Annotated in this window: 26 protein-coding genes; 14 read left to right on the top strand and 12 right to left on the bottom strand. The window is 59.4% G+C overall.

The window, feature by feature from the left end; genetic code table 11:
• The first annotated feature begins 130 nt into the window (after positions 1-130).
• The gene (locus GHO03_RS00535; protein ID WP_153398935.1) at positions 131-2,548 is read left to right on the top strand and encodes a TonB-dependent receptor; all 2,418 of its coding nucleotides are present in this window, start codon (positions 131-133) and stop codon (positions 2,546-2,548) included.
• Between the two features lie 11 nt (positions 2,549-2,559).
• Here the strand turns inward: GHO03_RS00535 and GHO03_RS00530 are convergent, their stop codons facing one another.
• Entirely contained in the window at positions 2,560-3,432 is an 873-nt protein-coding gene (locus tag GHO03_RS00530; protein ID WP_153398810.1) for a helix-turn-helix domain-containing protein, read from the bottom strand.
• 118 nt (positions 3,433-3,550) lie between these two features.
• On the opposite strand from GHO03_RS00530, the gene GHO03_RS00525 reads away from it, so the two are divergent.
• Positions 3,551-4,447 carry a DMT family transporter gene (locus GHO03_RS00525; protein ID WP_095018257.1) on the top strand — a complete coding sequence of 299 codons (897 nt, stop codon included), beginning with the start codon at positions 3,551-3,553 and terminating at the stop codon, positions 4,445-4,447.
• A 112-nt stretch (positions 4,448-4,559) separates the two neighbouring features.
• On the opposite strand, the gene GHO03_RS00520 is transcribed toward GHO03_RS00525, so the two are convergent.
• Both GHO03_RS00520 and GHO03_RS00515 read right to left on the bottom strand, forming a co-directional pair.
• Entirely contained in the window at positions 4,560-5,549 is a 990-nt protein-coding gene (locus GHO03_RS00520) for a D-glycerate dehydrogenase (RefSeq protein ID WP_153398807.1), read from the bottom strand.
• Between the two features lie 170 nt (positions 5,550-5,719).
• The gene (locus GHO03_RS00515; protein ID WP_095001197.1) at positions 5,720-6,652 is read right to left on the bottom strand and encodes a LysR family transcriptional regulator; all 933 of its coding nucleotides are present in this window, start codon (positions 6,650-6,652) and stop codon (positions 5,720-5,722) included.
• A 223-nt stretch (positions 6,653-6,875) separates the two neighbouring features.
• Here GHO03_RS00515 and GHO03_RS00510 point away from each other — a divergent pair, with 223 nt between their 5' ends.
• From GHO03_RS00510 to GHO03_RS00495, 4 genes are read left to right on the top strand one after another with little or no spacing between them, the layout of a single operon-like run.
• Complete coding sequence (locus GHO03_RS00510; protein WP_218723003.1) at positions 6,876-8,387, top strand: efflux transporter outer membrane subunit; 1,512 nt, start codon at positions 6,876-6,878, stop codon at positions 8,385-8,387.
• 46 nt (positions 8,388-8,433) lie between these two features.
• On the top strand, positions 8,434-10,620 hold the full coding sequence (locus GHO03_RS00505; RefSeq protein WP_153398802.1) for an FUSC family protein: 2,187 nt from the start codon (positions 8,434-8,436) through the stop codon (positions 10,618-10,620).
• Positions 10,610-10,810, top strand: a complete 201-nt coding sequence (locus GHO03_RS00500) for a DUF1656 domain-containing protein (RefSeq protein ID WP_016781859.1) — start codon at positions 10,610-10,612, stop codon at positions 10,808-10,810. Before GHO03_RS00505 ends, GHO03_RS00500 begins: the two co-directional genes overlap by 11 nt.
• A 10-nt stretch (positions 10,811-10,820) precedes the next feature.
• On the top strand, positions 10,821-11,684 hold the full coding sequence (locus tag GHO03_RS00495; protein WP_016781860.1) for an HlyD family secretion protein: 864 nt from the start codon (positions 10,821-10,823) through the stop codon (positions 11,682-11,684).
• Between the two features lie 109 nt (positions 11,685-11,793).
• Here GHO03_RS00495 and GHO03_RS00490 read toward each other — a convergent pair whose 3' ends face one another.
• Together GHO03_RS00490 and GHO03_RS00485 are read right to left on the bottom strand one after the other, a co-directional pair.
• Positions 11,794-12,189 carry a DUF4440 domain-containing protein gene (locus tag GHO03_RS00490; protein WP_095018217.1) on the bottom strand — a complete coding sequence of 132 codons (396 nt, stop codon included), beginning with the start codon at positions 12,187-12,189 and terminating at the stop codon, positions 11,794-11,796.
• A gap of 13 nt (positions 12,190-12,202) precedes the next feature.
• Positions 12,203-13,426 carry an MFS transporter gene (locus tag GHO03_RS00485; RefSeq protein WP_095018216.1) on the bottom strand — a complete coding sequence of 408 codons (1,224 nt, stop codon included), beginning with the start codon at positions 13,424-13,426 and terminating at the stop codon, positions 12,203-12,205.
• 109 nt (positions 13,427-13,535) lie between these two features.
• Between GHO03_RS00485 and GHO03_RS00480 the strand changes: the two genes are divergently transcribed.
• On the top strand, positions 13,536-14,420 hold the full coding sequence (locus GHO03_RS00480) for a LysR family transcriptional regulator (protein WP_153398799.1): 885 nt from the start codon (positions 13,536-13,538) through the stop codon (positions 14,418-14,420).
• A gap of 40 nt (positions 14,421-14,460) precedes the next feature.
• Here GHO03_RS00480 and GHO03_RS00475 read toward each other — a convergent pair whose 3' ends face one another.
• From GHO03_RS00475 to yaaA, 3 genes are read right to left on the bottom strand one after another with little or no spacing between them, the layout of a single operon-like run.
• Positions 14,461-15,285: an SDR family oxidoreductase gene (locus GHO03_RS00475; RefSeq protein WP_153398796.1), complete on the bottom strand. Its 825-nt coding sequence runs from the start codon at positions 15,283-15,285 to the stop codon at positions 14,461-14,463.
• A gap of 10 nt (positions 15,286-15,295) precedes the next feature.
• Entirely contained in the window at positions 15,296-15,760 is a 465-nt protein-coding gene (locus tag GHO03_RS00470; RefSeq protein WP_095001204.1) for a multidrug transporter, read from the bottom strand.
• 56 nt (positions 15,761-15,816) lie between these two features.
• Entirely contained in the window at positions 15,817-16,596 is a 780-nt protein-coding gene (gene yaaA / locus GHO03_RS00465) for a peroxide stress protein YaaA (protein WP_153398792.1), read from the bottom strand.
• A 143-nt stretch (positions 16,597-16,739) separates the two neighbouring features.
• Between yaaA and GHO03_RS00460 the strand changes: the two genes are divergently transcribed.
• Positions 16,740-17,867 carry a polysaccharide deacetylase family protein gene (locus tag GHO03_RS00460; protein WP_095018214.1) on the top strand — a complete coding sequence of 376 codons (1,128 nt, stop codon included), beginning with the start codon at positions 16,740-16,742 and terminating at the stop codon, positions 17,865-17,867.
• 47 nt (positions 17,868-17,914) lie between these two features.
• On the opposite strand, the gene GHO03_RS00455 is transcribed toward GHO03_RS00460, so the two are convergent.
• Complete coding sequence (locus GHO03_RS00455; RefSeq protein WP_095018213.1) at positions 17,915-18,235, bottom strand: hypothetical protein; 321 nt, start codon at positions 18,233-18,235, stop codon at positions 17,915-17,917.
• A gap of 565 nt (positions 18,236-18,800) precedes the next feature.
• Here GHO03_RS00455 and GHO03_RS00450 point away from each other — a divergent pair.
• Complete coding sequence (locus tag GHO03_RS00450) at positions 18,801-20,195, top strand: PhoH family protein (RefSeq protein WP_153398789.1); 1,395 nt, start codon at positions 18,801-18,803, stop codon at positions 20,193-20,195.
• Positions 20,196-20,378: 183 nt separating this feature from the next.
• Positions 20,379-21,290, top strand: a complete 912-nt coding sequence (locus GHO03_RS00445) for a LysR substrate-binding domain-containing protein (RefSeq protein ID WP_372241691.1) — start codon at positions 20,379-20,381, stop codon at positions 21,288-21,290.
• Here the strand turns inward: GHO03_RS00445 and GHO03_RS00440 are convergent.
• On the bottom strand, positions 21,279-21,725 hold the full coding sequence (locus GHO03_RS00440; RefSeq protein WP_095001210.1) for a DMT family transporter: 447 nt from the start codon (positions 21,723-21,725) through the stop codon (positions 21,279-21,281). The genes GHO03_RS00445 and GHO03_RS00440 overlap by 12 nt on opposite strands.
• A 145-nt stretch (positions 21,726-21,870) precedes the next feature.
• Here GHO03_RS00440 and moaC point away from each other — a divergent pair, with 145 nt between their 5' ends.
• The 3 genes from moaC to moaE are packed head-to-tail and all read left to right on the top strand — an operon-like array spanning position 21,871 to position 23,038.
• The gene (gene moaC, locus GHO03_RS00435) at positions 21,871-22,344 is read left to right on the top strand and encodes a cyclic pyranopterin monophosphate synthase MoaC (protein ID WP_095001211.1); all 474 of its coding nucleotides are present in this window, start codon (positions 21,871-21,873) and stop codon (positions 22,342-22,344) included.
• On the top strand, positions 22,341-22,586 hold the full coding sequence (locus GHO03_RS00430) for a MoaD/ThiS family protein (RefSeq protein ID WP_095001212.1): 246 nt from the start codon (positions 22,341-22,343) through the stop codon (positions 22,584-22,586). Before moaC ends, GHO03_RS00430 begins: the two co-directional genes overlap by 4 nt.
• Before the next feature lie 2 nt (positions 22,587-22,588).
• Complete coding sequence (gene moaE / locus GHO03_RS00425) at positions 22,589-23,038, top strand: molybdopterin synthase catalytic subunit MoaE (RefSeq protein ID WP_095001213.1); 450 nt, start codon at positions 22,589-22,591, stop codon at positions 23,036-23,038.
• A gap of 127 nt (positions 23,039-23,165) precedes the next feature.
• On the opposite strand, the gene rhlB is transcribed toward moaE, so the two are convergent.
• Together rhlB and GHO03_RS00415 are read right to left on the bottom strand one after the other, a co-directional pair.
• Complete coding sequence (gene rhlB / locus GHO03_RS00420) at positions 23,166-24,662, bottom strand: ATP-dependent RNA helicase RhlB (RefSeq protein ID WP_095001214.1); 1,497 nt, start codon at positions 24,660-24,662, stop codon at positions 23,166-23,168.
• A gap of 86 nt (positions 24,663-24,748) precedes the next feature.
• A complete protein-coding gene (locus GHO03_RS00415) occupies positions 24,749-25,405 on the bottom strand; it encodes an alpha/beta hydrolase (RefSeq protein WP_095001215.1) in 657 nt (218 codons plus the stop codon).
• A 406-nt stretch (positions 25,406-25,811) separates the two neighbouring features.
• Between GHO03_RS00415 and GHO03_RS00410 the strand changes: the two genes are divergently transcribed.
• Complete coding sequence (locus GHO03_RS00410; protein ID WP_095001216.1) at positions 25,812-26,843, top strand: amino acid ABC transporter substrate-binding protein; 1,032 nt, start codon at positions 25,812-25,814, stop codon at positions 26,841-26,843.
• The last annotated feature ends 47 nt before the right edge of the window (positions 26,844-26,890 follow it).

The raw sequence follows: 26,890 nt of genomic DNA, 5'->3' as shown, positions 1-26,890 counted from the left end.
CAGGCGGTCTGTGGCGTCATCGCGGATTTTTTTTCATTGCGTGGTGAGGTAAACCCCGGCCCAATCCGTGTAGTGCTTGAAAATGCGAAAAATTCGTATTCCGTATCAGGTCAACACACAGGTCATGAGCATGAAGTCCAGGGCAAGTTCGGTGAAACAGTGGTTGGGAGCTTCTGCATTCGTGATGGCCGGGTTGGCGCTAAACCCGCTTTATGCGGCCATGGCTGCCGAGGCGCCGCAACAGCAGGCCGAAGCCTTGTTCGATTTCAACCAGCCGGCGAAACCTCTGCCCCAGGCGCTCAACGACTTTTCCCGGCTGACCGGCCTGAGCGTGGTCTACACCGATGAAGCCCCCTTTGGCCTTCAGGCTCAGGCGATCAAGGGGCGCATGAGCGCCGGGCAGGCTTTGCAGCAGTTGCTCGCACAGTCTGGCTTCAATGGGCGGCGTACCGACGCCAACACCTTTGCCCTCGAACCCCAGCCCACCGCAGACGCCCTGAACCTGGGGGCCACCAGCATTACCTCGCTGGCCACAACCGACACCAGCTACCAGCCACCAGCCACCACTTCGGTGATGCGCGGCACGGGCTCATCCATGGAAGTGCCGCAAACCATCAATGTGGTTGCCGCCCAGGTGATTCGCGACCAGGCGCCGCGCAATCTGGATGATGCACTGAACAATGTCAGCGGCATCACCCAGGGCAACACGCTGGGCAGTACCCAGGACTCGGTGATGAAGCGCGGCTTTGGTGACAACCGTGACGGTTCGATCATGCGCGACGGTATGCCGCTGGTGCAGGGCCGGGCGATGAACGCTACCACCGAACGGGTCGAAGTGCTCAAGGGGCCGGCCTCGTTGCTCTACGGGATTCAAGATCCGGGTGGTGTCGTCAACGTGGTCAGCAAAAAGCCGCAGCTGGAGCAGTACAACGCGGTGACGGTGCGTGGGTCAACCTACGGTTCGGGTAAAAACGGCGGCGGTGGCAGCCTCGACAGCACCGGCCCGCTGGGTGACTCGGGGCTGGCCTACCGGATGATCATCGACCATGAAGATGAAGATTACTGGCGCAATTTTGGGGTGCATCGCGAAACCCTGATCGCGCCGTCGCTGGCCTGGTATGGCGACAACACCCAAGTACTGCTGGCGTACGAACACCGCGAGTTCCTGACCCCCTTCGACCGTGGCACGGCCATCAATCCGGCGACCAACCATCCGCTGGACATTCCGGCCACGCGCCGCCTGGACGAGCCGTTCAACAATATGGAAGGGCGCTCGGACCTGTACCGCCTTGAAGTCGATCACGACCTCAACGACGACTGGAAAGCCCATTTCGGCTACAGCTGGAACCGCGAAACCTACGACGCCAGCCAGGTTCGGGTTACCAAGGTCAACTCCGACGGCACCCTGACGCGAAAAATGGACGGCACCAAAGGCGCCATCACCACCGACCGTTTCAGCACCTTCAGCTTGCAGGGCAAGGTTCAGGCCGCTGGCATGCAGCATGACCTGGTGTTTGGCGTGGACGACGAATACCGCAAAATCTATCGCGCCGAGCTGATCCGCCAGGACAGCCAGTCCACCTTCAATTACGAAAACCCGGTGTATGGCAATGAAGTCGCCGGTACCACCGTGAGCGCCAGCGACAGCAACCAGACCGACCTGCTGCGCAGCGACTCGTTGTTTGCCCAGGACTCGATCCACCTCACCGACCAATGGATTCTGGTGGCGGGCGCACGCTTTCAGAAGTACGACCAACTGGCGGGCAAAAGCATTCCGTTCAAGGCCAGTACCGATACCAACGGGGTGAAATGGATCCCGCGGGCCGGGCTGGTATACCGCTACACCGATGAACTGTCGTTCTATGGCAGCTACACCGAATCGTTCAAGCCCAACTCCTCGATCGCTCCGCTGACGGGCGGCGTGGTACTGGACTCCTCCATCGCACCGGAGCAGTCAAAATCCTGGGAACTGGGGGCCAAGCTGGATATCCCGGGCCGTATCACTGGCACCCTGGCCTTGTACGACATCAAAAAGCGCAATGTGCTGGTGTCCTCCACGGTGGACGATGTCACCGCATATTCGGCCGCGGGTGAAGTTCGTTCCCGGGGCCTGGAACTGGACGTCAGCGGCCAGTTGACGGACCAGTGGAGCCTGATCGGCAGCTATGCCTATACCGATGCCGAGGTGACCAAAGACACCACCTACCAGGGCATGCGTCTGCAGAACGTGGCCAAGAACAGCGGTTCGCTGTCGGCGGTCTATGACTTTGGCAGCATCGTGGGCGGTGACAAGCTACGCGTTGGCGCAGGCGCGCGCTATGTGGGCGAACGGGCGGGGGATGCCCTGAACGACTTCGATCTGCCGGGTTACACCGTGGCCGATGCCTTTGCTACCTACGACACCAAGGTTGAGGGGCAAAAGGTCAAATTCCAGTTCAACGTCAAAAACCTTTTCGACCGCACTTACTACACCTCGGCGGCCAGCCGCACCTTTGTCTCCATCGGCGATGCGCGGCAACTCACATTTTCCAGCACTCTGGAGTTCTAAGGCCGCCAGGGTTACCTGAACACCGCCCGAAACTCCCCCGGCGTGCCGCCCAGGCTTTGCTTGAAGCGGTTGGCGAAGTGGCTGGCGCTGGCGAAGCCACAGGCCAGTGCAACATGGCCCAACGCCAGTGTGCTGTTGCGCAGCAGGTCGCGGGCGCGGGCCAGGCGGCGGGCCAGCAGGTATTGATGGGGCGGTACGCCAAAGCTTTCGCGGAACATGCGGGCAAAGTGGTAAGGCGATAGCGCGCACTGCGCTGCCAACTGGCCGATGTTCAGCGGTTCGGCCAGCCGGTGCTCGATGTATTCCACCAGTTGGCGGCGCTGATAGGCCGCCAGCCCGCCCTTGAGTTGCAGCCCGTCACGCAGCCCCACCTGGGTCAGTACGGCATGGTCGAACAGGGCGCTGGCCAGGCTGCTGGTGAGCAGGCGTTCGGCGGGCTCGTCCCAGTTGGTCTGGATCAGTTGATGAAAGCGGCGGGTTTGCTGTTCGTCATCCTGAAAGGTCAGTTCCCGCAATTGCATCTCCCTGGGTTCGCGGTCGAGCAGGGCGATGCAGCCCAGGGCAAATTGCTCCTGGCTGACATACACATGGGCCAGGCGTATTTCGCCATTGATCACCCACGCCGATCGATGATCGGCGGGCAGCACGCAGAGCTTGCCCGGTGAGCCCTTGGCGCCCGGTTGCTCGCGTCTGAAAGTACCGGTGCCGCCGGAGATATAGCACGACAAGGTGTGGTGCGTCGGTGCTTCATACTCACGGGCATCGTGGTGGTTGGTCCACACAGCAGCGGCCATGCCTTCACCCAGCTCGGCACTGTGCACCAGACGGGCATTGGGCGAGCTGTTCATGGACTGGAAGACTTGCAGGGTATCGAATGCGGGCATGCTCGCATCCTACTCCGTCGCACTGCGGCTTCCAGCCCCGGGCCAACAAAAGCGCAAGAATCTGCAAGTGCGGCCCAGGCAGCGGGCCCAGACTGAAGGCCATTGTCTGGAGTGCGCCATGAACCTGTTTTTATATGTAATGACTGTCTTGATCTGGGGCACCACCTGGATCGCCCTGAAATTGCAATTGGGGGTGGTGGCGATACCGGTGTCCATCGTTTACCGCTTTGGTCTGGCGGCGTTGGTGCTGTTTGCCGTGCTGTTGCTCAGCCGCAAGTTGCAGGTGATGAACAGGCGCGGGCATCTGATTTGCCTGGCCCAGGGGTTGTGCCTGTTCTGTGTCAACTTCATGTGTTTCTTGACCGCCAGCCAGTGGGTGACCACAGGCCTGATCGCGGTGGTGTTTTCTACCGCCACATTGTGGAATGCGCTGAATGCGCGGATTTTCTTCAAGCAGAAAATCGCCCGCAACGTGATCGCTGGCGGTGCCCTGGGCATGCTCGGGCTGGGCCTGTTGTTCTGGCCGGAATTGAGCGGGCATGCCGCCACACCGCATATTGCCCTCGGACTGGGGCTGGCGTTGATCGGCACCCTGTGTTTTTCGGCGGGCAACATGCTGTCCAGCCTGCAACAGAAAGCCGGGCTCAAGCCGCTGACCACCAATGCCTGGGGCATGCTGTATGGTGCCAGCATGCTGGCGGTGTACTGCGCGCTAAGGGGTATCCCGTTCGAAATGGAATGGAACACGCGCTATATCGGTTCGCTTTTGTACCTGGTGATACCGGGCTCGGTGATCGGCTTTACCGCGTACCTGACCCTGGTCGGGCGCATGGGGCCGGAGCGCGCGGCCTATTGCACGGTGTTGTTCCCGCTGGTGGCGCTGAATGTGTCGGCCTTTGCCGAAGGCTACCAGTGGACCCCCCCGGCGTTGGCCGGGTTGGTGCTGGTGATGCTGGGTAACGTGCTGGTGTTTCGCAAACCCAAGCCGGTGGCATTGAACGCCAAGCTGGCGTGAGTCTGTAACCCCCTGTGGGAGCGGGCTTGCTCGCGATGGCAGCGACGCGGTGTATCAGTCACACCTCGGCGATCCAATCGCGAGCAAGCTCGCTCCCACAACAGACCTTGCCTCAGCCCTTGAACACCTGCGGGTTGACCAGGTCTTGCGGGCGTTCGCCCAGCAGGGCGCTGCGCAGGTTGGCCAGGGCGCGGTTGGCCATGGCCTCACGGGTTTCGTGGGTGGCCGAGCCGATATGGGGCAGGGTCACGGCGTTTTTCAACGCGAACAAAGGTGATTCGCTCAGCGGTTCTTTCTCGTAAACATCCAGGCCAGCGCCGCGAATGGTGCCGTTTTGCAGGGCTTCGATCAGTACCGGTTCGTCGACCACCGGGCCACGGGAGATATTCACCAGAATAGCGCTCGGCTTCATCAGCTTGAGTTCGCGCTGGCTGATCAGATGCCGGGTTTTCTCGCTCAATGGCACCACCAGGCAGACGAAGTCCGCTTCGGCCAGCAACTGGTCGAGGCTGCGAAATTGCGCGCCCAACTCTTGCTCAAGTGCGGTCTTGCGGCTGTTGCCGCTGTACAGGATTGGCATGTTGAAACCCAGCCGGCCACGACGGGCAACGGCTGCGCCGATATTACCCATGCCGACGATACCCAGGGTCTTGCCGTAGACATCGCTGCCGAACAGGGCGGGTGGCACGCTGGCTTGCCATTGGCCGGCCTTGGTCCAGGCGTCCAGCTCGGCGACCCGACGGGCGCTGCTCATGATCAGGGTAAAACCCAGGTCGGCGGTGCTTTCGGTCAGCACGTCCGGGGTATTGGTGAGCATGATGCCGCGTTCGTTGAAGTAGTCGACATCGTAGTTGTCGTAACCCACCGAGACGCTGGAGACGACCTCAAGCTGCCGGGCATTTTCCAGCTGCTTGCGCCCCAGTTTGCGGCCGACGCCGATCAGACCGTGGGCGTGGGGCAGTGCCTCTTCGAATTGGGCGTTGATATCGCCCAGCTTGGGGTTGGGCGCGATGACGTTGAAATCCTGTTGCAGGCGCTCGATCATCTCGGGGGTGACGCGGCTGAAGGCAAGTACGGTTTTCTTGGTGCTGGAAAGGCTCATCTGAACAAGACTCATCGGCTGTCGGGAATGTAAGCACGCTAACATTCTCGCCCGCCCGCTGCCAATCCTTGACCTGTGGGAGCGGGCTTGCTCGCGATTGGATCGTCGGGGTGTGGCAGATACACCGCGTTGTAGCAATCGCGAGCAAGCCCGCTCCCACAAAATCGCAATCAGCTATAGGTGGCCAGTTCAGTCTGATGCGCCGCCAGAATTTCCGGCAGCGAGCTTTTCAAGTATTCGACCCAGGTCTTGATCTTGGCATCCAGGTACTGGCGCGACGGGTAGATGGCGTACAGGTTCAGTTCCTGGGAGCGGTACTTGGGCAGCATGCGCACCAGCGTGCCGTTGCGCAGGCCTTCGATGGCGGCGTACACCGGCAGCACGCCGACACCCATGCCGCTGGTGATCGCGGTTTTCATCGCGTCGGCCGAGTTGACCAGAAACGGCGAAGAGTTGATCAGCACCATTTCCTGGCCTTCCGGGCCTTCAAACACCCATTTGTCCAATGCAATCACCGGGCTGACCAGGCGCAGGCAGGAATGGTTGAGCAGGTCGCTGGGCTTGGTTGCCGTGCCATTGGCTTTCACATAGCCGGGCGATGCACAGACGATGCTGTAGGTAATGCCCAGGCGCTGGGACACAAAACCCGAGTCCGGCAGCTCGCTGGCCAGCACGATGGACACGTCGTAGCCTTCGTTGAGCAGGTCCGGCACGCGGTTGGCCAGGGTCAGGTCGAAGGTCACGTCGGGGTGGGTCTTGCGGTAGCGGGCAATGGCGTCGATCACGAAGTGCTGGCCGATGCCGGTCATGGTGTGCACTTTCAATTGCCCGGCTGGGCGCGAGTGGGCGTCGCTGGCCTCGGCTTCGGCTTCTTCAACGTAGGCCAGGATTTGCTCGCAGCGCAGTAAATAGCGTTTGCCGGCTTCGGTCAGGGCGATGCGGCGGGTGGTGCGGTTAAGCAGGCGTGTTTGCAGGTGGGCCTCAAGGTTGGAGACCGCGCGCGAGACGTTGGCAGTGGTGGTGTCCAGCATGGCGGCAGCGGCCGTGAAACTTCCGGCTTCGGCCACACAACTGAAGGCGCGCATGTTTTGCAAAGTGTCCATGAAGTGCTCTCAAGGGGCGATATAGGGGACAGCAACCAATTACACAGCAACAAATTGTGACATGAAGTTTCAGGCTTTACAGGCCGCTTTTCATTCGACCAACGGATTATCCCAAGAACGGTAATAAAGATTCACATTTATGCCCGCTTATCGTTGTGCCTGCCAAGTCATAGACTTCTCTATCTCAAGCCTCATCCTCCCTCCTTTTCAGGAATTTGCAGCAGTGCAGCGTCGCATCAGCAGAGAGCTTAAAGCCCTCAGTGTTCTGGCTTTATCGTTAGCATTAAACGGCTGCATTGGTTTTGGTGGCATCGCGCCCAAGGGCAGCATGCTTCCCGCCAATACGCTGGTCACCGACGAGGCGATTCAAAGCGCCGCGAAAGACGCGAACTGGCCCAAAGCCCAATGGTGGCACGCTTATGGCGACCCGCAACTGGATGAGTGGATCAGCCTTGCCGTACAGGGTAGCCCAACGATGGCAATGGCTGCAGCCCGTGTGCGTCAGGCCCGGGCCATGGCCGGGGTTGCCGAGTCGGCCGAGTCGCTGCAAATCAACGCAGATTCGACGCTCAAACGGCACAACTGGCCCTCGGACCAATTCTATGGCCCGGGTGCATTGGACAACTCCACAACCTGGGACAACAACGCCGCGCTGGGCTTCAGCTTTGCCCTGGACTTGTGGGGCCGCGAAAGCAATGCCACAGAGCAGGCCGTGGACATGGCGCACATGAGTGTGGCCGAAGGTCGTCAGGCCCAGCTCGAACTGCAGAACAACGTGATTCGCGCCTATATCCAGCTGTCGCTGCACTACGCCCAGCTCGATATCGTCGAATCGACTCTGCACCAGCAAGAACAGATTCTCGATCTGGCGCAAAAGCGTCTGGACGGCGGTATCGGCACCCATTTTGAAGTCAGCCAGGCGCAGGCGCCGCTGCCCGAGATTCATCGCCAGATTGACGCCCAGGAAGAAGAGATCGCCTTGACCCGCAACCAGTTGTCGGCGCTGGCCGGCAAGGGCCCGGGGGAGGGTGCACGCCTCAAGCGACCAACCCTCGCCCTGGCCACTGCGCTGAAACTGCCGTCGAGCCTTCCTGCTGAACTGCTGGGACAGCGTCCTGATGTGGTTGCCAGCCGCTGGGAAGTGGCAGCCCAGGCCCGCGGCATCGATGTGGCGCACGCCGGTTTCTACCCCAACGTAGACCTGGTGGGCAGCATCGGCTTTATGGCCACCGGTGGTAGCGCGCTGGGTTTTCTGACCGGCAAGAAGCTCAACTACAACGTTGGCCCGGCTATTTCCCTGCCGATCTTCGATGGCGGTCGCTTGCGCTCGGAACTGGGCGTGGCCTCTGGTGGCTATGACATGGCCGTGGCCAAGTACAACCAGACCCTGGTGACTGCGCTCAAGGGCATTTCCGATCAGTTGATCAAGCGCGAGTCGATGGAAAAACAGCAGGTCTTTGCCGCCGAGTCGGTGCAGGCCGCGCAAAAAACCTACGACATCGCCGTGGTCGCGTTCCAGCGTGGTCTGACCGACTACCTCAACGTGCTCAATGCACAAACCCTGCTGTTCAAGCAGCAGCAGATCCAGCAACAGGTCCAGGCCGCCCGCCTGAGTGCCCACGCCGAGCTGGTGACGGCGCTGGGTGGCGGTCTTGGTGCTGGCAACGATGTGCCCAGGGACGATCGCTATGTGCCCGACAAACCGCCGGCCGTCATGGCGCTGTTCAACCACTGAACCTGACCACCAATCCCCCTCGATGGCTAATTTTGAGAGCCTGTAGATGAACCACTTGCCCGCCCCGGTACGCTGGCTGTATTCCCTGGAATGGCGCCGTGGCTTTTTTGACTGGGCACGCAGCGATGGCGTGACCTGGGTGCATATTTTCAAAGTGCTGGTCGCCGCCTTTCTGACCCTGTGGCTGGCCATGCGCCTTGAGCTGCCGCAACCGCGCACCGCCATGATCACTGTCTTTATCGTGATGCAGCCGCAAAGCGGCCAGGTGTTCGCCAAAAGTTTTTACCGGTTTTTGGGCACCCTGACCGGCTCGGCGGTAATGGTGGCGCTGATCGCCCTGTTCGCGCAGAACACCGTGCTGTTTCTCGGTGCGATGGCGATCTGGGTGGGCATCTGCTCCGCCGGTGCTGCTCGCTGCCGCAACTTCCGTGCTTATGGTTTTGTGCTGGCCGGTTACACCGCTGCAATGGTCGGCCTGCCTGCCCTGGCCCACCCCGATGGCGCCTTTATGGCCGCGGTGTGGCGGGTGCTGGAGATCTCGCTGGGCATTCTCTGCTCCACCGTGGTCAGCGCTGCGATCCTGCCCAAAACGGCTGGCGCAGCAATGCATGACGCGCTGTACAAACGCTTTGGCGTATTTGCCGGTTTTGTTGCCGAAGGCCTGCGTGGCCAGTCCTCCCAGGAGGCCTACGAGGCCAGCAACGTGCGTTTTATCGGTGAAAGCGTGGGCCTGGAAGGCATGCGCAGCGTGACCGTATTTGAAGACCCGCATATGCGTCGTCGCAGTGGCCGCCTGAGTCGTTTGAACAGCGAGTTCATGGCCATTACTACGCGCTTCAATGCCTTGCACCAGTTGCTTGCACGTTTGCGCAGCCGTGGTGTGGTGGACGTAGTGTCGGCCATCGAGCCGGAGCTGGAGATCCTGGCGAAGTTGCTCGACACCTATGCCGGTCGCTCGTTGACGGATAAAGACGCGGCCTTGCTCGCCGAGCAACTGGATGCCTTCAAGGCGAGCCTGCCAGGGCATGTGCGTGCGTTACGGGTCAGGTTTCTGCAAAGCGAACCCAGCCCGTCTGACTTCCTCGACTTCAATACCGCCTACGAACTGCTGTTCCGCTTTGTCGACGACCTGCACAACTACGCGCTGACCCACGCCTCGCTGGCCGATCACACCCACGAACGGGAGCGTTGGGACCAACCGTTTATTTCGCAGACCAACTGGTGGTCGGCGGCCGCTTCCGGGATTCGGGCAGCGTTTATCCTGGCCGTGCTCGGCACCTACTGGGTGATGACCGCCTGGCCCAGCGGCGCCATGATGACCCTGATCGCCGCCGCCACGGTGGGCTTGTCGGCAGCCACGCCCAACCCCAAACGCATGGCTTTTCAGATGGCCTGCGGGACCTTCCTGGGGGCGTTGATCGGCTTTGTCGAAATGTTTTTCGTGCTGCCCCATATCGACGGTTTCCCGCTGTTGTGCCTGGTGCTGGCGCCGGTGATCGTGCTGGGTTCGTTCCTTACGTCGCGGGCCAACTACGCCGGTGTCGGCCTGGGCTTGCTGATCTTTTTCAGCACCGGCTCGGTCCCCGACAACCTGACGATCTACAACCCGTACCAGTTCATCAATGACTACATCGCGATGGTCATGGGCATGCTGGTCTGTGCCGCTGCCGGTGCGATTATCCTGCCGCCCAACAGCCGCTGGTTGTGGAGCCGTCTGGAGCAGGATCTGCGTGAACAGGTGGTGTATGCCATCAGTGGCAAGTTACGTGGCCTGAGTTCCAGCCTGGAAAGCCGTACCCGCGACCTGATGCATCAGGCTTATGGCCTGGCCGCTGGCAAGCCGCAGGTTCAACGCCAATTGCTGCGCTGGATGTTTGTGGTGCTGGAAGTCGGCCACGCAATTATCGAGCTGCGCAAGGAACAGGCGATCCTGCCGGTTCACCCGGCGTATGCCGAGGCCCAGCCGTGGCGCCAGGCCATTCGGGTCATGGGCCGGGCGCTGGTGCGGCTGTTTATCGCCCCCAGCGAAAGCAACCTGGAGCGCGCGCTGATTGCCGTCGACCACGCCATCAGCCGCGTGCAGTCTACCGACGAACCCTTTGCCCGCAACTTCGATACCTCGGCGTTGGTGCGGGTGCAAAGCTACCTGCATTTTATTCGTACATCACTGCTTGACCCGCAATCGCCGCTGGCCGCTTATGCCCAGCCGCAAGGACTTGAACATGCCTCGTGAAATCGCCTTCCACGGCGTCTACATGCCCACCATGACCCTGATGTTTTTTATCGCGGCGGGGTTGGCATGGGGCTTTGACCGACTGTTTTCCGGCTACGACCTGTACCGCTTCTTCTGGCACCCGGCGCTGCTGCGCCTGAGCCTGTTTGCTTGTCTTTTTGGCGCCATGGCGCTCACTGTTTACCGTTGAGACCGATCCGATGAAAAAGTTCTTCAGCCTGCTTGCCACCTTGCTGGTTTTGGCCCTTGCGATATGGATCGGCCGAACCCTGTGGGAACATTACATGAACACCCCGTGGACCCGTGATGGACGGGTGCGGGCCGATATCATCAACGTCGCGGCCGACGTCAACGGCTATGTGGTCGGCGTGCCGGTCAAGGACAACCAGTTGGTGAAAAAGGGCGACGTGCTGCTGGAAATCGACCCTGAACACTACGAAATCATGGTCAAGCAAGCCCAGTCGCTGGTGGCCTCCCGCAAGGCAACCTGGGAAATGCGCAAGGTCAACGCCCATCGTCGGGCTGACATGGACAGCCTGGTGATTTCCCGCGAGAACCGTGACGACGCCAGCAACATCGCCGACTCGGCCCTGGCCGACTATCAGCACGCCCTGGCTCAGCTGGACGCGGCGCAGCTCAACCTCAAGCGCACCAAGGTCCTGGCCACGGTCGATGGTTACGTGACCAACCTCAATGTGCATCGCGGCGACTATGCGCGGGTGGGTGATCCGAAAATGGCCGTGATCGACCAGGATTCGTTCTGGGTCTATGGCTTCTTTGAAGAAACCAAACTGCCGCATATCCGCGTGGGCGACAAAGCCGACCTGCAAATGATGAGCGGTGAAGTGTTGAAGGGCCACGTTGAAAGCATCTCGCGCGGTATCTACGACCGCGATAACCCCGAAAGCCGTGAGCTGGTGGCTGACGTTAACCCGACGTTCAACTGGGTGCGTCTGGCCCAGCGGGTACCGGTGCGGATCCATATTGACGAGATCCCCGATGGCTTCCTGCTGGCCGCGGGTACGACCTGTACGGTGATCGTGGATCAGGGCAAGGCCGAGTAAAGTTAATGCGGGAGCGGGCTTGCTCGCGATGGCCTCGACGCGGTTTAACTGAAACACCGCAGTGACGGCATCGCGAGCAAGCCCGCTCCCACAAGCGCGAGGCCGGGGTTCAAGCCGCGCAAAACGTCTCGTGCAAATGCCGCCACAGTATCTTGCCGTCGGCGTCTTTCTCGAATACCACGGTGGCGCGGCGGTCGGTGCGGTTGCCGTTGTGTTCTTCCTGCAGCTCGCGGTAGCTGACTACTGCACCACCTGGATGCAGGGCAATGCCCTTGAACTCGCTGAGGGTGATGTTCAGGCCCGGGCGCGCACCGCGCAGTTGTTCAAACAGTGTTTCTACGCCGTTGGCGTCCAGCACGTTGCCGCTGGGGGCAATCATCGAAAACTGCGGCGAAAACCGCGCCAGCAATACCGGCAGCACGCCGGGTTCCAGACCGGAAAACCAGCCTTCAATTTCGACGTGGGTTTCGCTTACCAGATCGAAGTAGCGCTTATAGTCACTCATCAAAATCTCCAGGTCAGGGTGCGAGCAAGGCCAGCACGCGGGATGTATCAAGGCGTAGAACGGGAACCAGCGGCACCAGCGTCAATGCACCCCCGATGGCAAAGCATAGGGCAAAGGCGTGGGACGTCGAGGTGATTGCGGTCAATGTACCGAACAGGGCCATCATCAAGGCCGGGCCAAGCAGGAAGCTCAATTGGCGGTTGAGGTTCCACAGTGCACTGGCGTGGCCCATGTGTTCGGGTGCGATATCGATAAAGGCTGTGTTTTGTGCGCTGCTGCTGCACAGGCTGCCACCAAAGCCCATCACGGCGTACAGCGCCATGGGCAAGCCGATGCTGGAGCTATCGATTTGGGGCAGTAACGCAATACCCGCGGCTTGTACGCTCATGCCCAGCAGTAGCAAGGGTTTGGGGCCAAGGCGGTTGAACTGGTAGCGGCTCAGGGTGATGCCCAGTGCTGAAGCCAGAGCCCAGGGCAGCATCAGCATGCCGGTTTGCGTGGCGCTAAAACCCAGTTGGTGCAGGTACAAGATACTCACCAGTTGCGTGCCGATGAAAATGCCGGGGATAAACAGGTAGGTCAGCATTGCCACTTGCAGCAACGGGCTTTTGAACAGGCGGCCCATATTGGCTGCGCCAGCTCGAATGCGCCTGTAAGTCATGGGCAATACGGGCTGCGCAGGCGGGTCGGGTTGCAGCCAGCAGACTGCCAGCAGCAGGGTAAGCAAGGTCAGTGGTAGATTGGCATAAAACACCCAGCGCCAAGTGAGCGCTTCGACCATCCAGCCGCCCAGTGCTGGCGACAGTGCGGGCACTAGCAGCGCCACCAGCAAAATCACTGAGGTCAGTCGGGCCCGGTCGCGGATCGGGAAGTGCCGATAGGCCATAGCCTGACCGACCGGAATCAACAGCCCGCCCCCCAGCCCCTGCAGCAGGCGGTAGCCGATCAGAGCTTCAATTGAGGTCGCTTGGGCGACACACAACGACGCCACGCTGAATAATGTCAGTGAAAGCACGATCAGGCGTTTCTCACCAAACAGTTGGGTTAGCCATACGCTGGGCACAATGACCAGGATCAGGCCAAGCATGTAGGCATTGCCAATCCACGCCAGTTGTGTGACCGAGGCATGCAGCTGCTGGCTGATATCCGGGTAGGCGATCGAGGCTGCGAACATATTCACCAGATCCAGGGCAAATCCCAGCAGATACACCAGCGCGACTTTATTGCGGTAAGCCATGGGTGGCTCCTGTTCAGTAGAGCGCACAGTAAGCAGCTTTGGCTTATGGAGGAACCGTCCGTCTGCTGCTAGATTGTCAAAATTATTTTGACAATTGGCAGGTTTCTCTATGGTCAGCCTCGACCGGTTCGACACCTTCAAGGCCGTGGTCGAAGCTGGCTCCCTTACCGCCGCGGCTGATTTACTGGGGCAAACCCGTGCGGTGGTCAGCTTCAATATCAAGCGTCTAGAGGCTGAGCTGGGCGTGACCCTGCTAACGCGCAATACCCGACGGTTGGCCCTGACTGAGGCGGGTGAGCGTTTTTACCAGCGCTGCCTGAGCATGCTGGAAGAGGCCCGGCTGGCGATTGACGAAGCGCGCAGCGAACACACCGAACTCAAGGGCACGCTGCGCATCACCACCACCGTTGAATATGCCCTGGCCAAGGTGGTGCCGGCGCTGGAGCTCTTCAGTGCCTTGCACCCTGACCTCAACGTCCAGCTGTCGACCTCATCGACCCACGCGGATCTGATCTCCGAGCGTTTTGACGTGGCCTTGCGACTGGGTCGCGTGCTCGACTCCAGCCATCGTGCCGTGCAGTTGAGCACTTTCGGCATTCTGCCGGTGGCCTCGCCGGCGTTCGTTGCCAGCGTGGTGCCGATAGACAGCGTGCACGCGCTTGAGCAAACGCCGTGGCTGGAGCATAGCCGGGTTGGGGAGTTGACTATTACCGAGGTGAACAGCGGTGTGGTCCGTCCTTACCAGCCCAACCCCTGCAAGGCGCGCATCAGGGCGGACAACTCATCGGTGTTGCAGGCGTTTGCCCTGATCGGGCAAGGCGTGGCGATCCTGCCCGACTGGCTGATCGAGGAGGATTTGCGCACGGGGCGGCTGGTACATCTGCTGCCCGAATGGCAACTGAGCCGCCAGGGGGTGTACGCGCTCTACCCCGATACACGGCATTTGCCGCTGAAGGTGCGGGTGTTTATCGATTTTATGAAGGCGTATGCATAGGCCTGTGCTATCACCCGTAGCAGTTGCTACATAATGAGTGTCAGGCACGGGTATTGAGGCCGAACCGCTTCATCAGGATTTTTTCCAGTAGGGCAGCGGGCACCAGCGCGGCCAGCAGCGGCAAGGCGCGGCTGCCATTACCGTAACGCAGCAACATCGGTGGCTTGGGTTTCATGACGGCCTTGAATACTGCGTCGGCAAAGGCTGTGGCCGGGGTGGGATTGTCTTGTGAAGCCCTGGCCCTGGCGCGAATACCGTCGCGCATGGGCCACCAGGCGGAGCTCTCGGCAATCAACTGCTCGGCCTGGGCGCTGGCATTTTTCGCGAAGCTGGTATCAATGGCCCCGGGCTGCACTTCCAGCACGCCAATGGCAAAAGGCGCCAGCTCCATGCGCAGGGCATCACTCAAGGCATGTACTGCAGCTTTAGAGGCACAGTAGGCGCCGGCAAACGGGGTGACCAGTACCCCGGAAACACTGCCGATATTGACCACCAGGCCCTTGTTGCGGCGCAGCGCCGGGAACAGCGCGCGGGTAACGCCCACAATGGAAAATACATTGGTTTCAAATTGCTGCTGCAAGCCCTCGACGCCGCCATCGAGCAGGGGGCCCATAGCGCCGAAACCTGCATTGTTTATCAGCACGTCCAGCCCGCCGCCTGCCTGCTCCAGGCGCTCGGCCAATTGCTCCAACCCCTGCGGATCATTGACGTCCAGTTGCACAGCGGCAAACCCCGCCGCAGCCAATAGTGCTACATCCCCAGGCTTGCGGGCGCAGGCCCAGACATCATGCCCCGCCACCTTGAAAGCATCGGCCAGGGTGCGGCCAATACCGCTGGAACAACCGGTGATCAAAACACGCAGCATGGGAACATCCTTAATTGGAAAAACTGCCTTGCAGGCGTTCTGCCCGAAACTCGAGGGTTTGCGGGCGATAACCCGTGCGCAGCGGCGGCATCGGCAAGCAGTCCTGCCAGCTTGCCCCTGCTTGCAATTCGCCGGGGCCGCGGTAGCGCGGGGCGGTGTAAAGGTTGTCGGCAAGATTGACGGTGTCGCCCGGTGCATAGGCGGCAATGCGCCAGCCAAGTTCGACCAGTGGTACGTCATTGCTGTTTTTCAGGGTCAGTTGCAGCGGTCGGTCTGCCGGGCATTGGGCAGGGTCATAGACGATGCGCAGTTCCAGACGTGCCAGTTGTGCCGCCTCACGGCTGTCCAGCCACGCCACCGAGGCTGCAACTATCGCCAGCCCCAGTACGGCAGCCAGTGAGACCGGCAAGGCCTTGGCCGGGTAGCGCAACAACAGGACAAGCCAGGTGATGATCAGTAAAACGCCGATAAACATGGCTGGGCCTCTTGCAGGGAATACCTATAACTTACCAGCATGAGGCATGCAGCGGGTCACTGCGGGGCGTGGTCGCGCAAAAACACCAGCAAATCCGGCTTGGACTGCTCGGCGCTGAAGCGATAACCCTGCTCATCAAACTGCTTGAGGTGCTCAGGGTTGTCGATGCGCTCCTTGATCACAAACCGGCTCATCATGCCTCGGGCTTTTTTCGCATAGAAACTGATGATTTTATGCTGGCCGTTTTTCAGGTCCTTGAACTCGGTATTGATGATGCGGGCGTTCAATGCCGACTTTTTTACCGCCGAGAAGTATTCGTTGGATGCCAGATTGAGCAGTACGTCATCGCCTTGTTCGGCCAGGGCCTGGTTGAGCCATTCGCTGATGTGCGTGCCCCAGAACGCGTACAGGTCCTTGCCCCGTGCGTTGGCCAGTTTGGTGCCCATTTCCAGGCGATACGGCATCATCAGGTCCAGCGGACGCAGCAGGCCGTAGAGCCCCGAGAGCATGCGCAGGTGGCTTTGCGCATAGTCGAAGTCGGCCTCGCTGAAGTCCACGGCATTGAGGCCGGTGTAGACATCGCCCTTGAACGCCAGCAGTGCCTGCTTGGCATTGGCGGGGGTAAAGGCGGGCGTCCAGCTGCCAAAGCGCGCCGCGTTGAGGCCCGACAGCTTGTCGGATAAATGCATCAGCTCGCCAATCTGTTGCGGGCTCAGTTCGCGCAATTGTTCGATCAATTCCTGGGAATGCTCCAGGTACTGGGGCTGGGTGAAACGTGCTGTGGCGGGCGGCGTTTCATAATCGAGGGTTTTAGCGGGTGAAATCACCATCAGCATGGGGTTGTCTCCTTTTAGCGTCGGGGGATTCTAGGCGTTGGCGCAGTTTGACTCCACCTATGAACGCGGTAGATCCCCCAACGCCTGCGGGGTCGGGCACTGGTCGGGTTATAGTGCAGTCAGTTTTTACAGGGGGTTGATCAGTGCGCATTGCTCTTTTCTTGTGGGTCTGGCTGGTGTGTGCCGGGGCGGTGGCGGCACCTGTCGAGCCCGCGACGCTGGATCGCAGCACATGGCCCGAACAATTGACCAGCCCGGCCTTGTTCGATGTTGCCTCGCGTGCCGAAATACTCGCTTTTGCCCATGCCTTGATGGTCAGCGAAGCGCTGGATGAAAGCGCCCTGAAACAGCGGTTGGGTCTGAAAATAATCAATGTTGAGGCAATAGATGCTCTGCGCCAGCGGATGTGGCAGCGGTTACTGACCAACTACAACCTGGCGCAGCAAAGTTGCGATCAGGATGCTTCGTTCTGCTATTACGTCGATGACATGGACAGTCTGCGTGAGCAGGCGGGCAAGTTCGCGATCGCCGATGACTCGTTTTATGTGGCCTGGGCCGAGCCCGGCCGTGAGTTTCACCAGCGCTACCTGGATGAGCAATTACGCATGGCGGCGCTGCTCCCGCAAATCAGCAGTGAAATCGCTCTGTTGGGCGACCAGGAAGTCAACGGCGAGACGATGCACGACCGGCTGTTTTTGTTGACCTTCGACAGCGGCCCCACGCAATTGCCGGGCACTACTGACTGGCTGACCGGGTACCTGCGCAAGCAATCCATCAGCGGGATTTTTTTCGTGCTGGGTAACAGCTTGCAGGTGCGTCTCGACAAGGAAGGCGCGCTGGCCTTGCAGGCGCTCTACAAGGGACAGTGTGTGGGCGTGCAGGGCTGGGAGTACCGTTCCCACAGTCACTGGAAAGACTGGCAGGACTCTATTGCGCGTAGCGCCGCCCTGGTCAATCAGGTTGTGCCGCAGCGCTACGTGCCTCTGTTTCGCCCGCCCTACGGGCAGCGCCGGGCCGACAGCGGCGGTTTTTTTGAGGCTCAGGGCATGCGGGTGGCCTTGTGGGGCATCGATGCCCAGGACTTGGCGACGAGCTTGAACGGCGAGCAGTCAGCCCATCGAGTATTGACCCTGATGCTGCTTTGGCGGCATGGGGTGATTGCGTTTCATGACACCCAGGACAAGGTGCGTACGGCATTACCCTGGCTGATGAACGCTACCTCACAAAGTGGATTGGGCTGGGAAAGTTGTGAAGCGCTCGGTGAGCGCTAGACCATTCTTCCTGGCCCGCCGGCTTCGATGGGCCAGGAGTCACGGCGTTACAGCAGGCGCAGTGCCAGATGGCTGCCTGCGCGCAGGTATTCAACCTGGGCGGTGATTGCATCCTTGACGATGGCTTCACCGGTATCGGTCAGCTTGGCGTTCTTGGCATCGATTACTGCCAGTTGCAGCAATTGCATGGCGACATCCATGGCCTTTTGAAAAGCGGTCGTATTGTTGTGATGGCCAAAGTGCTCAATGATCCTTTCCATTCTTTCATCAGCATTGTCGCGCAGCTGTTCGTACTCGGTAAACGAAACGCTGCCGTCCTTGTAAATATCGAGCAGCAATTGTTCCAGTGTTTTGGAGATGGGAGTCATACAGTCATCCTTTCGCAGTAACGCGGTCGCGGTATTTATTCGTCACCTGAAGAGGGGTGCGTCAGTACCGTGACCTCGTGCATTAATGAAGGTGTTGCGCGGAGTTGAATCAGAAAATCACCACGGAAGTGACGGTTAGCGGACTCAGTACCAGCTGCAGCTTAATGCGGGCGAAAAGATGCTGGCGCAGGGTTTGTCCTGGATCTATGTAGGAATTAACTGGCTTTAATGAAGGGGTGTCGAATTCAGGTTTGAGCGCTGCTCACTGCCGCGACAGAGGAAGAATAGGTTGATTGCAGCGTTTTTTAATATCGGTAGATCTATTAGCTTAGTTGCGGTCCCGGAATGCGCCAAGGGTTGTTCGTCATTCAAAAAATAAAGTGCTGGAATGTGAAAAAACATTTTTTTTGTCACACATTTAGGAGTATTACGAAGACAGACGGCCGAAACCTGCGAAACAGGTGGCGTCTTCCAGGACGCCATCGGGCAGGGTATACGGCAGTCACTTCGAGGCGCAGCACTGTTGCGGTATTGCGTCGAATGGCTCCCACAAAGGTGACCGAGTATGGATGATCACGGACGCACTCCTTCTTCCAACCAGCCAATCCTTTATGTACTCGATACCAATGTTCTGATTCACGATCCAAACGCAATGCTTAACTTCGAGGAACACCACGTCGCGATCCCGATGACGGTGCTCGAAGAGCTCGACAAGCTCAAAACCGGCAAATTACTGGTGGCAGCCGAGTGCCGTCAGGCCATTCGCCTCATTGACCAGTTGCTGGGGGTTGCCACCCCCGATGACGTCGAAAAAGGTGTGCCGATCCAGCGCGGCAAAGGCGCACCTAAGGGCTTCCTGTCGATCATGATGAGCAAGCGCCGCGAGCCCAACGCGTTGCTGCCCGAAAACCTCAACGACAACATCATCATCAACCAGTTGATCGACTTGCACGCCCGTGAGCCGCAATTGCGCGTGGTGCTGGTCACCAAAGACATCAACATGCGCCTAAAGGCCCGGGCTTGCGGGATCGAGTCCGAGGATTACAGTACCGACCAGCTGGTTGACGACGTGTCGATGCTCTCGCGCGGCTATGACACCATGACCGGTTCGTTCTGGGACCGCGTCAACAAGGTCGAAACCCGCCAGGGGCATGGCCGTACCTGGCATCAGGTGCAAATGAACGAAAACCTGCCGGCGGTGCATATCAATGAATTCATCATTGATGAGCAGGGCTTTGTCGGCTGGATCAAGGAGGTGCGCAAGGATCAGTTGCTGATCCTCGACATGCATCAGGAACCGCTGCTGCACCAGGAAGCCTGGGGCCTCAAACCGCGGGATATTTACCAGGGGCTGGCGCTGTTTGCTTTGCTCGACCCGGACATTCACCTGGTCAACCTGTCGGGTGCTGCGGGATCGGGCAAGACCATCCTTGCGCTGGCGGCAGCGATTGAACAAACCATGGTCAGCAAACGCTACCGGCGGATTATCTGTACCCGCAGCGTGCAGGGCCTGGACCAGGAAATCGGCTTCTTGCCGGGCACCGAAGCCGAAAAAATGGAGCCTTGGCTGGGTGCCATTACTGACAACCTCGAAGCTCTGCACATGGATGATGAAAATACCCACGGCAGCGTCGACTACATTCTGAGCAAGGTGCCATTGCAGTTCAAATCCCTGAACTACATCCGCGGTCGCAGTTTCCAGCAGAGCCTGATCCTGATCGATGAGTGCCAGAACCTGACACCGCACCAGATGAAAACCATCATTACCCGTGCCGGTGCCGGTTCCAAAGTGGTGTGCCTGGGTAACCTGGCACAGATCGATACCCCCTACCTGTCGGCCACCAGTTCGGGGCTGACCTACCTGACGGAGCGTTTCAAAGACTTCCCCAACGGTGTGCATATAGCCCTGCAAGGGGTGCCTCGCTCGATTCTGGCGGAATACGCCGAGTCACATTTGTAACTGCCTGAAGGTGGGAGCGGGCTTGCTCGCGATGAAGATGACGCGGTATCCCAGATACACCGCGCCACTTTCATCGCGAGCAAGCCCGCTCCCACTGGCGTTTTGGCTTCATGTAAGCTGACGGCGGTTGCGCGCATGGATCATGCAGCGTTGCCCTGGAGTTGGCCAAGACAGGAGCGTCAGGTGTTACTGCGTAATATCGATTTGAATCTGCTGGTGGTGCTCGATGCGCTGCTCACGGAAAAACACGTAACCCGCACCGGTGTTCGTTTGCATTTGAGCCAGCCCGCCATCAGCCACTCACTGAACAAACTCAGGGTGCTGCTTGATGACCCGTTGCTGATCCGTCAGGGCAACGAGGTGGTGCTGAGCGTGATGGCGCAAAATCTCCAGGCGCCGCTCAAGGCCATCCTGGGACAGGTCGAAACGCTGCTCGGTCAGTCCATCGACTTTGTGCCGGCAGAATCACAGCGCACCTTTCGCCTGGCCATGTCCGATTACGGCGCGACCATCGTGTTGCCAAAACTGCTGGTGCTGCTGCGCGAGCAAGCACCGGACACTTCGCTGGTGATCATCCAGGACAGCCGCCTGGGCATGCTGGAGCAGATCGAGCAGGGCAAGATCGATCTGGCCGTTGGGGTTTTCCCCACGATGCCAGCAGATATCTGCAGCGATGTATTGTTTGAAGAAACCTTTACCTGCCTGCTCAATCGTCGTTCGCTCCCGGACAATGGCGTGCTCGATCTGGACAGCTATCTGGCGCGCCCGCACCTGCTGGTGTCGACGGATGGCAATACCCAGGGTGAGGTCGATAACGTGTTGCACGCCCGGGGGTTGCAGCGCCGGGTTGCGGTCAATGTGCCGCACTGGGGCACGGCACCGGGGATGATTACCGACACCGACCTGATTCTTACTGTGGCCACCCGTACCCTGGACAATCTGTCATTCGGCGACAACCTGGTGGCACTGCCGCCTCCCATGATGATAGCGCCGTTCAACTATGTGCAGGTCTGGCATCAGCGTTTCAACGAAGACCCGGCTCACCGCTGGCTGCGGGATCTGGTCAGGCAAGTGAGTGCGCCTTCAGCCGCGTGAAGCGATGACAAAACCTGCCAGCACCACGCTGACCCCGAGCAGTTTTTGCAGGCTGGGGGTGTTTCTTGGCAAACCCAGCAAGCCGAAGTAATCGATCAGCAGTGAACTGATCAACTGGCCCACCACCACCGCCATGATGAAGTTCAGCGCCCCCAGGCGCGGCACGCTGATCAGCGCCACGGTGATGTAAAACACCCCGGCCAGCCCGCCGAGCCAGATCCACCAGGGGCCGGTGAGCAGGGCCGCGAGATTGGGGCGGGGCACTTTGACAATCAGCATTACCAGCGCAATCGCCAGGCCGCTGATCAGTAATGAGATCACGGTGGCCCAAAAGGGATGGCCCAGCACCACGCCCAATCGAGCGTTACTGCCCGCTTGCAGGGGCACCGCAGCACCCGCCAGCAGGCTCAGGGCAATGGCAATAAAAAGTGGCATAGGTATGACTCCAAAGTTTCGACCTTTGTACGGCGATTGCCTGCGGGCGGCCAATTCCATGTTCTGATGCGCGGTATTCGCGGGGTCGATGGCCTTAAGCTGACCCTCGGGTTTACAATCGATACTCCTCTCTGGAGTACCCCCTGTGCTGACTCACTTAGATTCCCAAGGCCGCGCCAACATGGTCGATGTCACCGACAAAGCGGTGACCTCCCGTGAGGCTGTGGCACAAGCGGTGGTGCGCATGCGCCCTGAAACCCTGGACATGATCATCAGTGGCGGTCACCCCAAGGGTGATGTGTTTGCCGTGGCGCGGATTGCCGGGATTCAGGCGGCGAAGAAAACCTCGGACCTGATCCCTTTGTGCCATCCATTGATGCTCACCAGCGTCAAGGTTGAGCTCAGTGCCCAAGGCAGCGACGCGGTATTGATCGTGGCGCGCTGCAAGCTGTCCGGGCAGACCGGCGTCGAAATGGAAGCCCTGACCGCCGCCAGCGTTGCAGCCCTGACCATTTACGACATGTGCAAGGCGGTCGATCGCGGCATGACCATCGAAGGTGTGCGCGTACTGGAAAAGCTCGGCGGCAAGAGCGGGCACTTTCAGGCGGATGCATCATGAAGCTCAAAGTGGTTTTCTTTGCCCGCTATCGCGAGGTTCTGGGGCTGGATAGTGAGGCAGTGGAGGGCGGGTTCGTCTCCATTGAGCAGTTGCGCGCGCACCTGACGCAACGCGGTGGTGCCTGGCAGGTGCTGGCCGAGCCCAACCTGATGTGTGCGCGCAATGAAGAACTGTGCAAGCTCGCCGAACCCCTGGCAGACGGCGACGAAGTGGCATTTTTTCCGCCCGTGACCGGAGGCTGAACATGGCGATTCGGGTGCAAGCGGCGGCCTTTGATCCTGGCGCTGAAGTCAATGCACTGCATGCCGCGAATCTGGGCGTGGGCGCAGTGGTGAGTTTTGTCGGTTATGTGCGCGACTTCAATGACGGCCGTGACGTGGCGGGGATGTTCCTGGAGCATTATCCGGGCATGACCGAGAAAGCCCTGGGCAAAATTATTGATGAAGCTGCGCAGCGCTGGCCGCTGCTCAAGCTTGAAGTGCTGCACCGTATTGGCCTGCTGGAGCCGGGAGAGCCGATTGTGTTTGTTGGCGTAGCCAGTGCTCACCGTCAGGCCGCTTTCGATGCCTGCAGTTTTGTGATGGATTATCTGAAAACCCGCGCCCCGTTCTGGAAAAAAGAACAGACCCCCTCAGGCCCGCGATGGGTGGAGGGGCGGGTGAGCGATGAAGTGGCGGCGCAGCGCTGGAAGTAATCAAGCCCTGTAGCCGCTGCCGCAGGCTGCGATAAGGGCCGCAGGCCCTTCAAAAAGCGGGGCCGCTTCGCAGCCCATCGCAGCCCATCGCAGCCTCGTGCCTCGGCAGTGGCTACAGATTTGCGTATCAGGCCGTTGCAGTCGGGTCCTGCGGCTTGCGCACAGCGCGTACGACAGGGCGCAGCAGCTCGGCTGGTGGCGTTTCGCAGCTGATTTTACGACCTAGCAGGGCTTCGATCGACGGCAACTGGTACGAGTCGTCTTCACCGGCAAAACTGATCGATACACCGCTGGCGCCAGCACGGCCGGTACGGCCAATACGGTGTACATAGTCGTCCGGCACTTCAGGCAGGGTGAAGTTGATCACGTGGCTGATGCCATCAATGTGGATGCCACGACCTGCAACGTCGGTAGCTACCAGCACGCGGATCTTGCCTTCGCGGAAGCCTTCCAGGGTCTTGATACGTTTGTGCTGCGGTACATCCCCCGACAGTTGCGCCGCGTTGATACCGTCACGTACCAGGCGCTCTTCGATGCGGCGCACTTCGTCCTTGCGGTTGGCAAATACGATCACCCGTTCCCAGCCATTGTCGTTGACCAGGTTGAACAACAGCTTGTACTTGTCGGCACCGGCGACGGCATAGACGTGCTGCTCAACCATGTCACTGGCGACGTTGACCGCTTCGATCTCGACGATGGCAGGGTCTGTGGTCCATTGCTTGGCCAGGTTCATCACGTCCTCGGTAAAGGTCGCGGAGAACAGCAGCGTCTGACGTTCGGCTTTTGGTGGCGTTTGACGAATGATCTGGCGTACTTGCGGGATGAAGCCCATGTCCAGCATGCGGTCGGCTTCGTCGAGCACCATCACTTCGACCATGTCCAGATGCACTTCGCCGCGCTGGTTGAAGTCCAGCAGACGGCCCGGTGTGGCCACCAGAATGTCGCAATGGCGGGCTTCAAGCTGCTTGAGTTGCTTGTCGAAGTCCATGCCGCCCACGAATGTCATGACATTGAGGTCGGTGTACTTGGTCAGGTCGGCCGCGTCCTTGGCGATCTGCACCACCAGCTCACGGGTCGGCGCGATGATCAGAGCGCGTGGTTCGCCCATGTAACGCTCTTTTGGCGGCGGCGTCTGGGTCAACTGGCTAATGATCGAGATCAGGAACGCAGCCGTCTTGCCCGTACCGGTCTGGGCACGGCCAATGGCGTCACGCCCGCTCAGGGTATAGCCCAGTACGCCTGCCTGGATCGGCGTGCAGTACGGAAAACCAAGGTCCTGGATGGCGTGCATCAGCTCGGGGGCGAGCTTGAAATCGTGAAAGCGGACTTTGCCTTCTTGTGGCTCGACGGCGAAGTCTTCGAGTTTCCAGGGAATGACCGGTGGCTTGGGGGCCGCCTCACGCCGTGGCTTGGCAATTTTGGGTTTTTCGATACGCGGTTGTTCAGCAGCGGATTGTGCGTCGGGAGTGTTCACCGGCTCAGGGGCTGGAACAGGAGCAGAACGGCCAGGTTGTTGCGCGTCGGTTCGCGCTCTGGCGTTGCCTGGAGGTGTAACGGAAGCTGGCGCGAGCGGCTCAGCCTCGCTTTTACCGAATATTTTTTTAAGTGCTTTGAGCACGGTCATCTCATCAGTTGGTTAAGGAGTATACGCCGGGCAGTGTAATGCAAGTCGGGCGCTCGGCGTGTAGTGAACGACGGGATGTTTCGGTTTTAGCTCAGATGTTTCGTCAGCCAGGTACCGATATCGCTTATTTCCTCTGGTAACACTTCATGGCCCATTGGGTACTCCTGCCATGTAACGGACACACCTGCGGCTTTCAAATGCTCATAAGCCGTACGACCCATAGCGTTTTGGACTACATCATCGTACTGCCCGTGCAGGCACAAAGCCGGGATTCGCTGCTGGCTGGCCGACAATGGCAGGCCTTCGTTGAAGGTTGGCGCATAGGTTGAAAGGGCAATAACGCCACCCAGTGGGCCCTGCCATTTCAAATAAGCGGTATGGAAAACCACGGCGCCACCTTGTGAAAACCCGGCCAGAAAAATCCGGCTGGCGTCGATACCGCTCTGGCGCTGGGCTTCGATCAAGGCAATGACCATGTCGGCCGACTCTTCGAGCTCTTCTTCACTGATCGAGCGGGCAGGACTCATGGCCTTGATGTCGTACCAGCTAGGCATGGCATAGCCGCCATTGATGGTCACGGCGCGGGTTGGAGCCTGCGGCAATACAAAGCGCGTGGTCAGCAACGACTGTTGCAGGATCTCCGCCACCGGCATGAAGTCATAACGGTCGGCACCCAGACCGTGGAGCCAGATAACACAGGCGTCTGCGGTTTTTTGAGGCTGGATGATCAGGGGTTGGGTCATGGCTGCTCCATCGTTGTGCATGTGCGCAAATCGGGTGCGCTACAAGTGTGCTTGATCGACTAAGGATTACAGAATATGTCGCGTGCTTGAACGTTTTTTCCTGCATTACCTACTGAACTTACTTAGGGGCCAAGAGTGGTACGCGCCTTGCTATGTGGACAGTGGCGTGAATGCGCCCCCTTTGGACGGTAACACTAACAGGGGGGGCTGCAAAAATCCCGAGGTTGGAGTTAGACAAGGAATTCAACAGCTCAAGTGAGCGCTTCAGTTTGACGGTTCGTGCGATGCACCCATCGCTCAAGGCTTATGCCGCTTGACCCAATAAAAAGCCAACATGGGTCAACAGTGCCTCACAAGGGGGCGGCGGGCCTTGTTCAAACACAAAAAAGCAGCACTGGAGGTTTGAATGAAGCAATTGAAATCCACCCTGGCTTTGGCCACAGCAGCCATCGTGTTACTCAGTGCCAGCGGTTTTGCCCACGCAGGCGCGACCCTGGACAGTGTCAAGAAGAAAGGTTTTGTGCAATGTGGCGTGAGTGACGGTTTACCGGGCTTTTCGGTACCGGATAAAGACGGCAAGATCATGGGGATCGATGCGGATGTCTGTCGTGCAGTGGCCGCCGCAGTGTTTGGCGATGCTACCAAGGTCAAGTTCAGCCAGTTGAACGCCAAGGAGCGTTTCACCGCGCTGCAATCGGGCGAAGTCGATGTGTTGTCGCGCAATACCACCTGGACCAGTTCCCGTGATGCGGGCATGGGCATGGTGTTCGCGGGCGTGACCTATTACGACGGCGTCGGCTTTTTGGTCAACAACAAGCTGGGGGTAAAAAGTGCCAAGGAACTGGACGGTGCAACCATCTGTATCCAGGCCGGCACGACTACCGAGCTGAATGTGTCGGATTACTTCCGCGCCAATAACCTCAAGTACACCCCGATCACCTTCGACACCTCTGATGAAAGCGCCAAGTCTCTGGAAAGCGGCCGTTGCGACGTGTTGACCTCCGACAAGTCCCAGTTGTACGCACAGCGTAGCAAGCTGGCCAACCCGAGCGACTATGTCGTATTGCCTGAAACCATCTCCAAGGAGCCTCTGGGGCCTGTCGTGCGCAAGGGCGACGAAGACTGGTTCAGCATTGTGAAGTGGACCCTGTTCGCCATGCTCAATGCTGAAGAAGCCGGCATCACCTCGAAAAACGTTGTGGCTGAAGCCAAATCCACCAAAAACCCGGATGTCGCCCGCTTGCTGGGTGCTGACGGCGAATACGGCAAAGACCTGAAACTGCCAAAAGACTGGGTGGTGCAGATTGTCAGCCAGGTGGGTAACTACGGTGAAGTCTTCGAGAAAAACCTCGGTAAAAACACGCCTCTGGCCATCGACCGCGGGCTGAACGCTCTGTGGAATAACGGCGGCATTCAATACGCACCCCCTGTGCGCTGATAGCCCTTTCATCCGGCAGGCCAACTGCCGGGTGATGTTGTCTGATC

The organism is Pseudomonas sp. FSL R10-1339, assembly GCF_009600545.1.
Taxonomy (GTDB): Bacteria; Pseudomonadota; Gammaproteobacteria; order Pseudomonadales; family Pseudomonadaceae; genus Aquipseudomonas; species Aquipseudomonas bubulae.
Note: the sequence above shows the minus strand (reverse complement) of the source record. Positions and strands in the feature narration are given on the sequence as shown.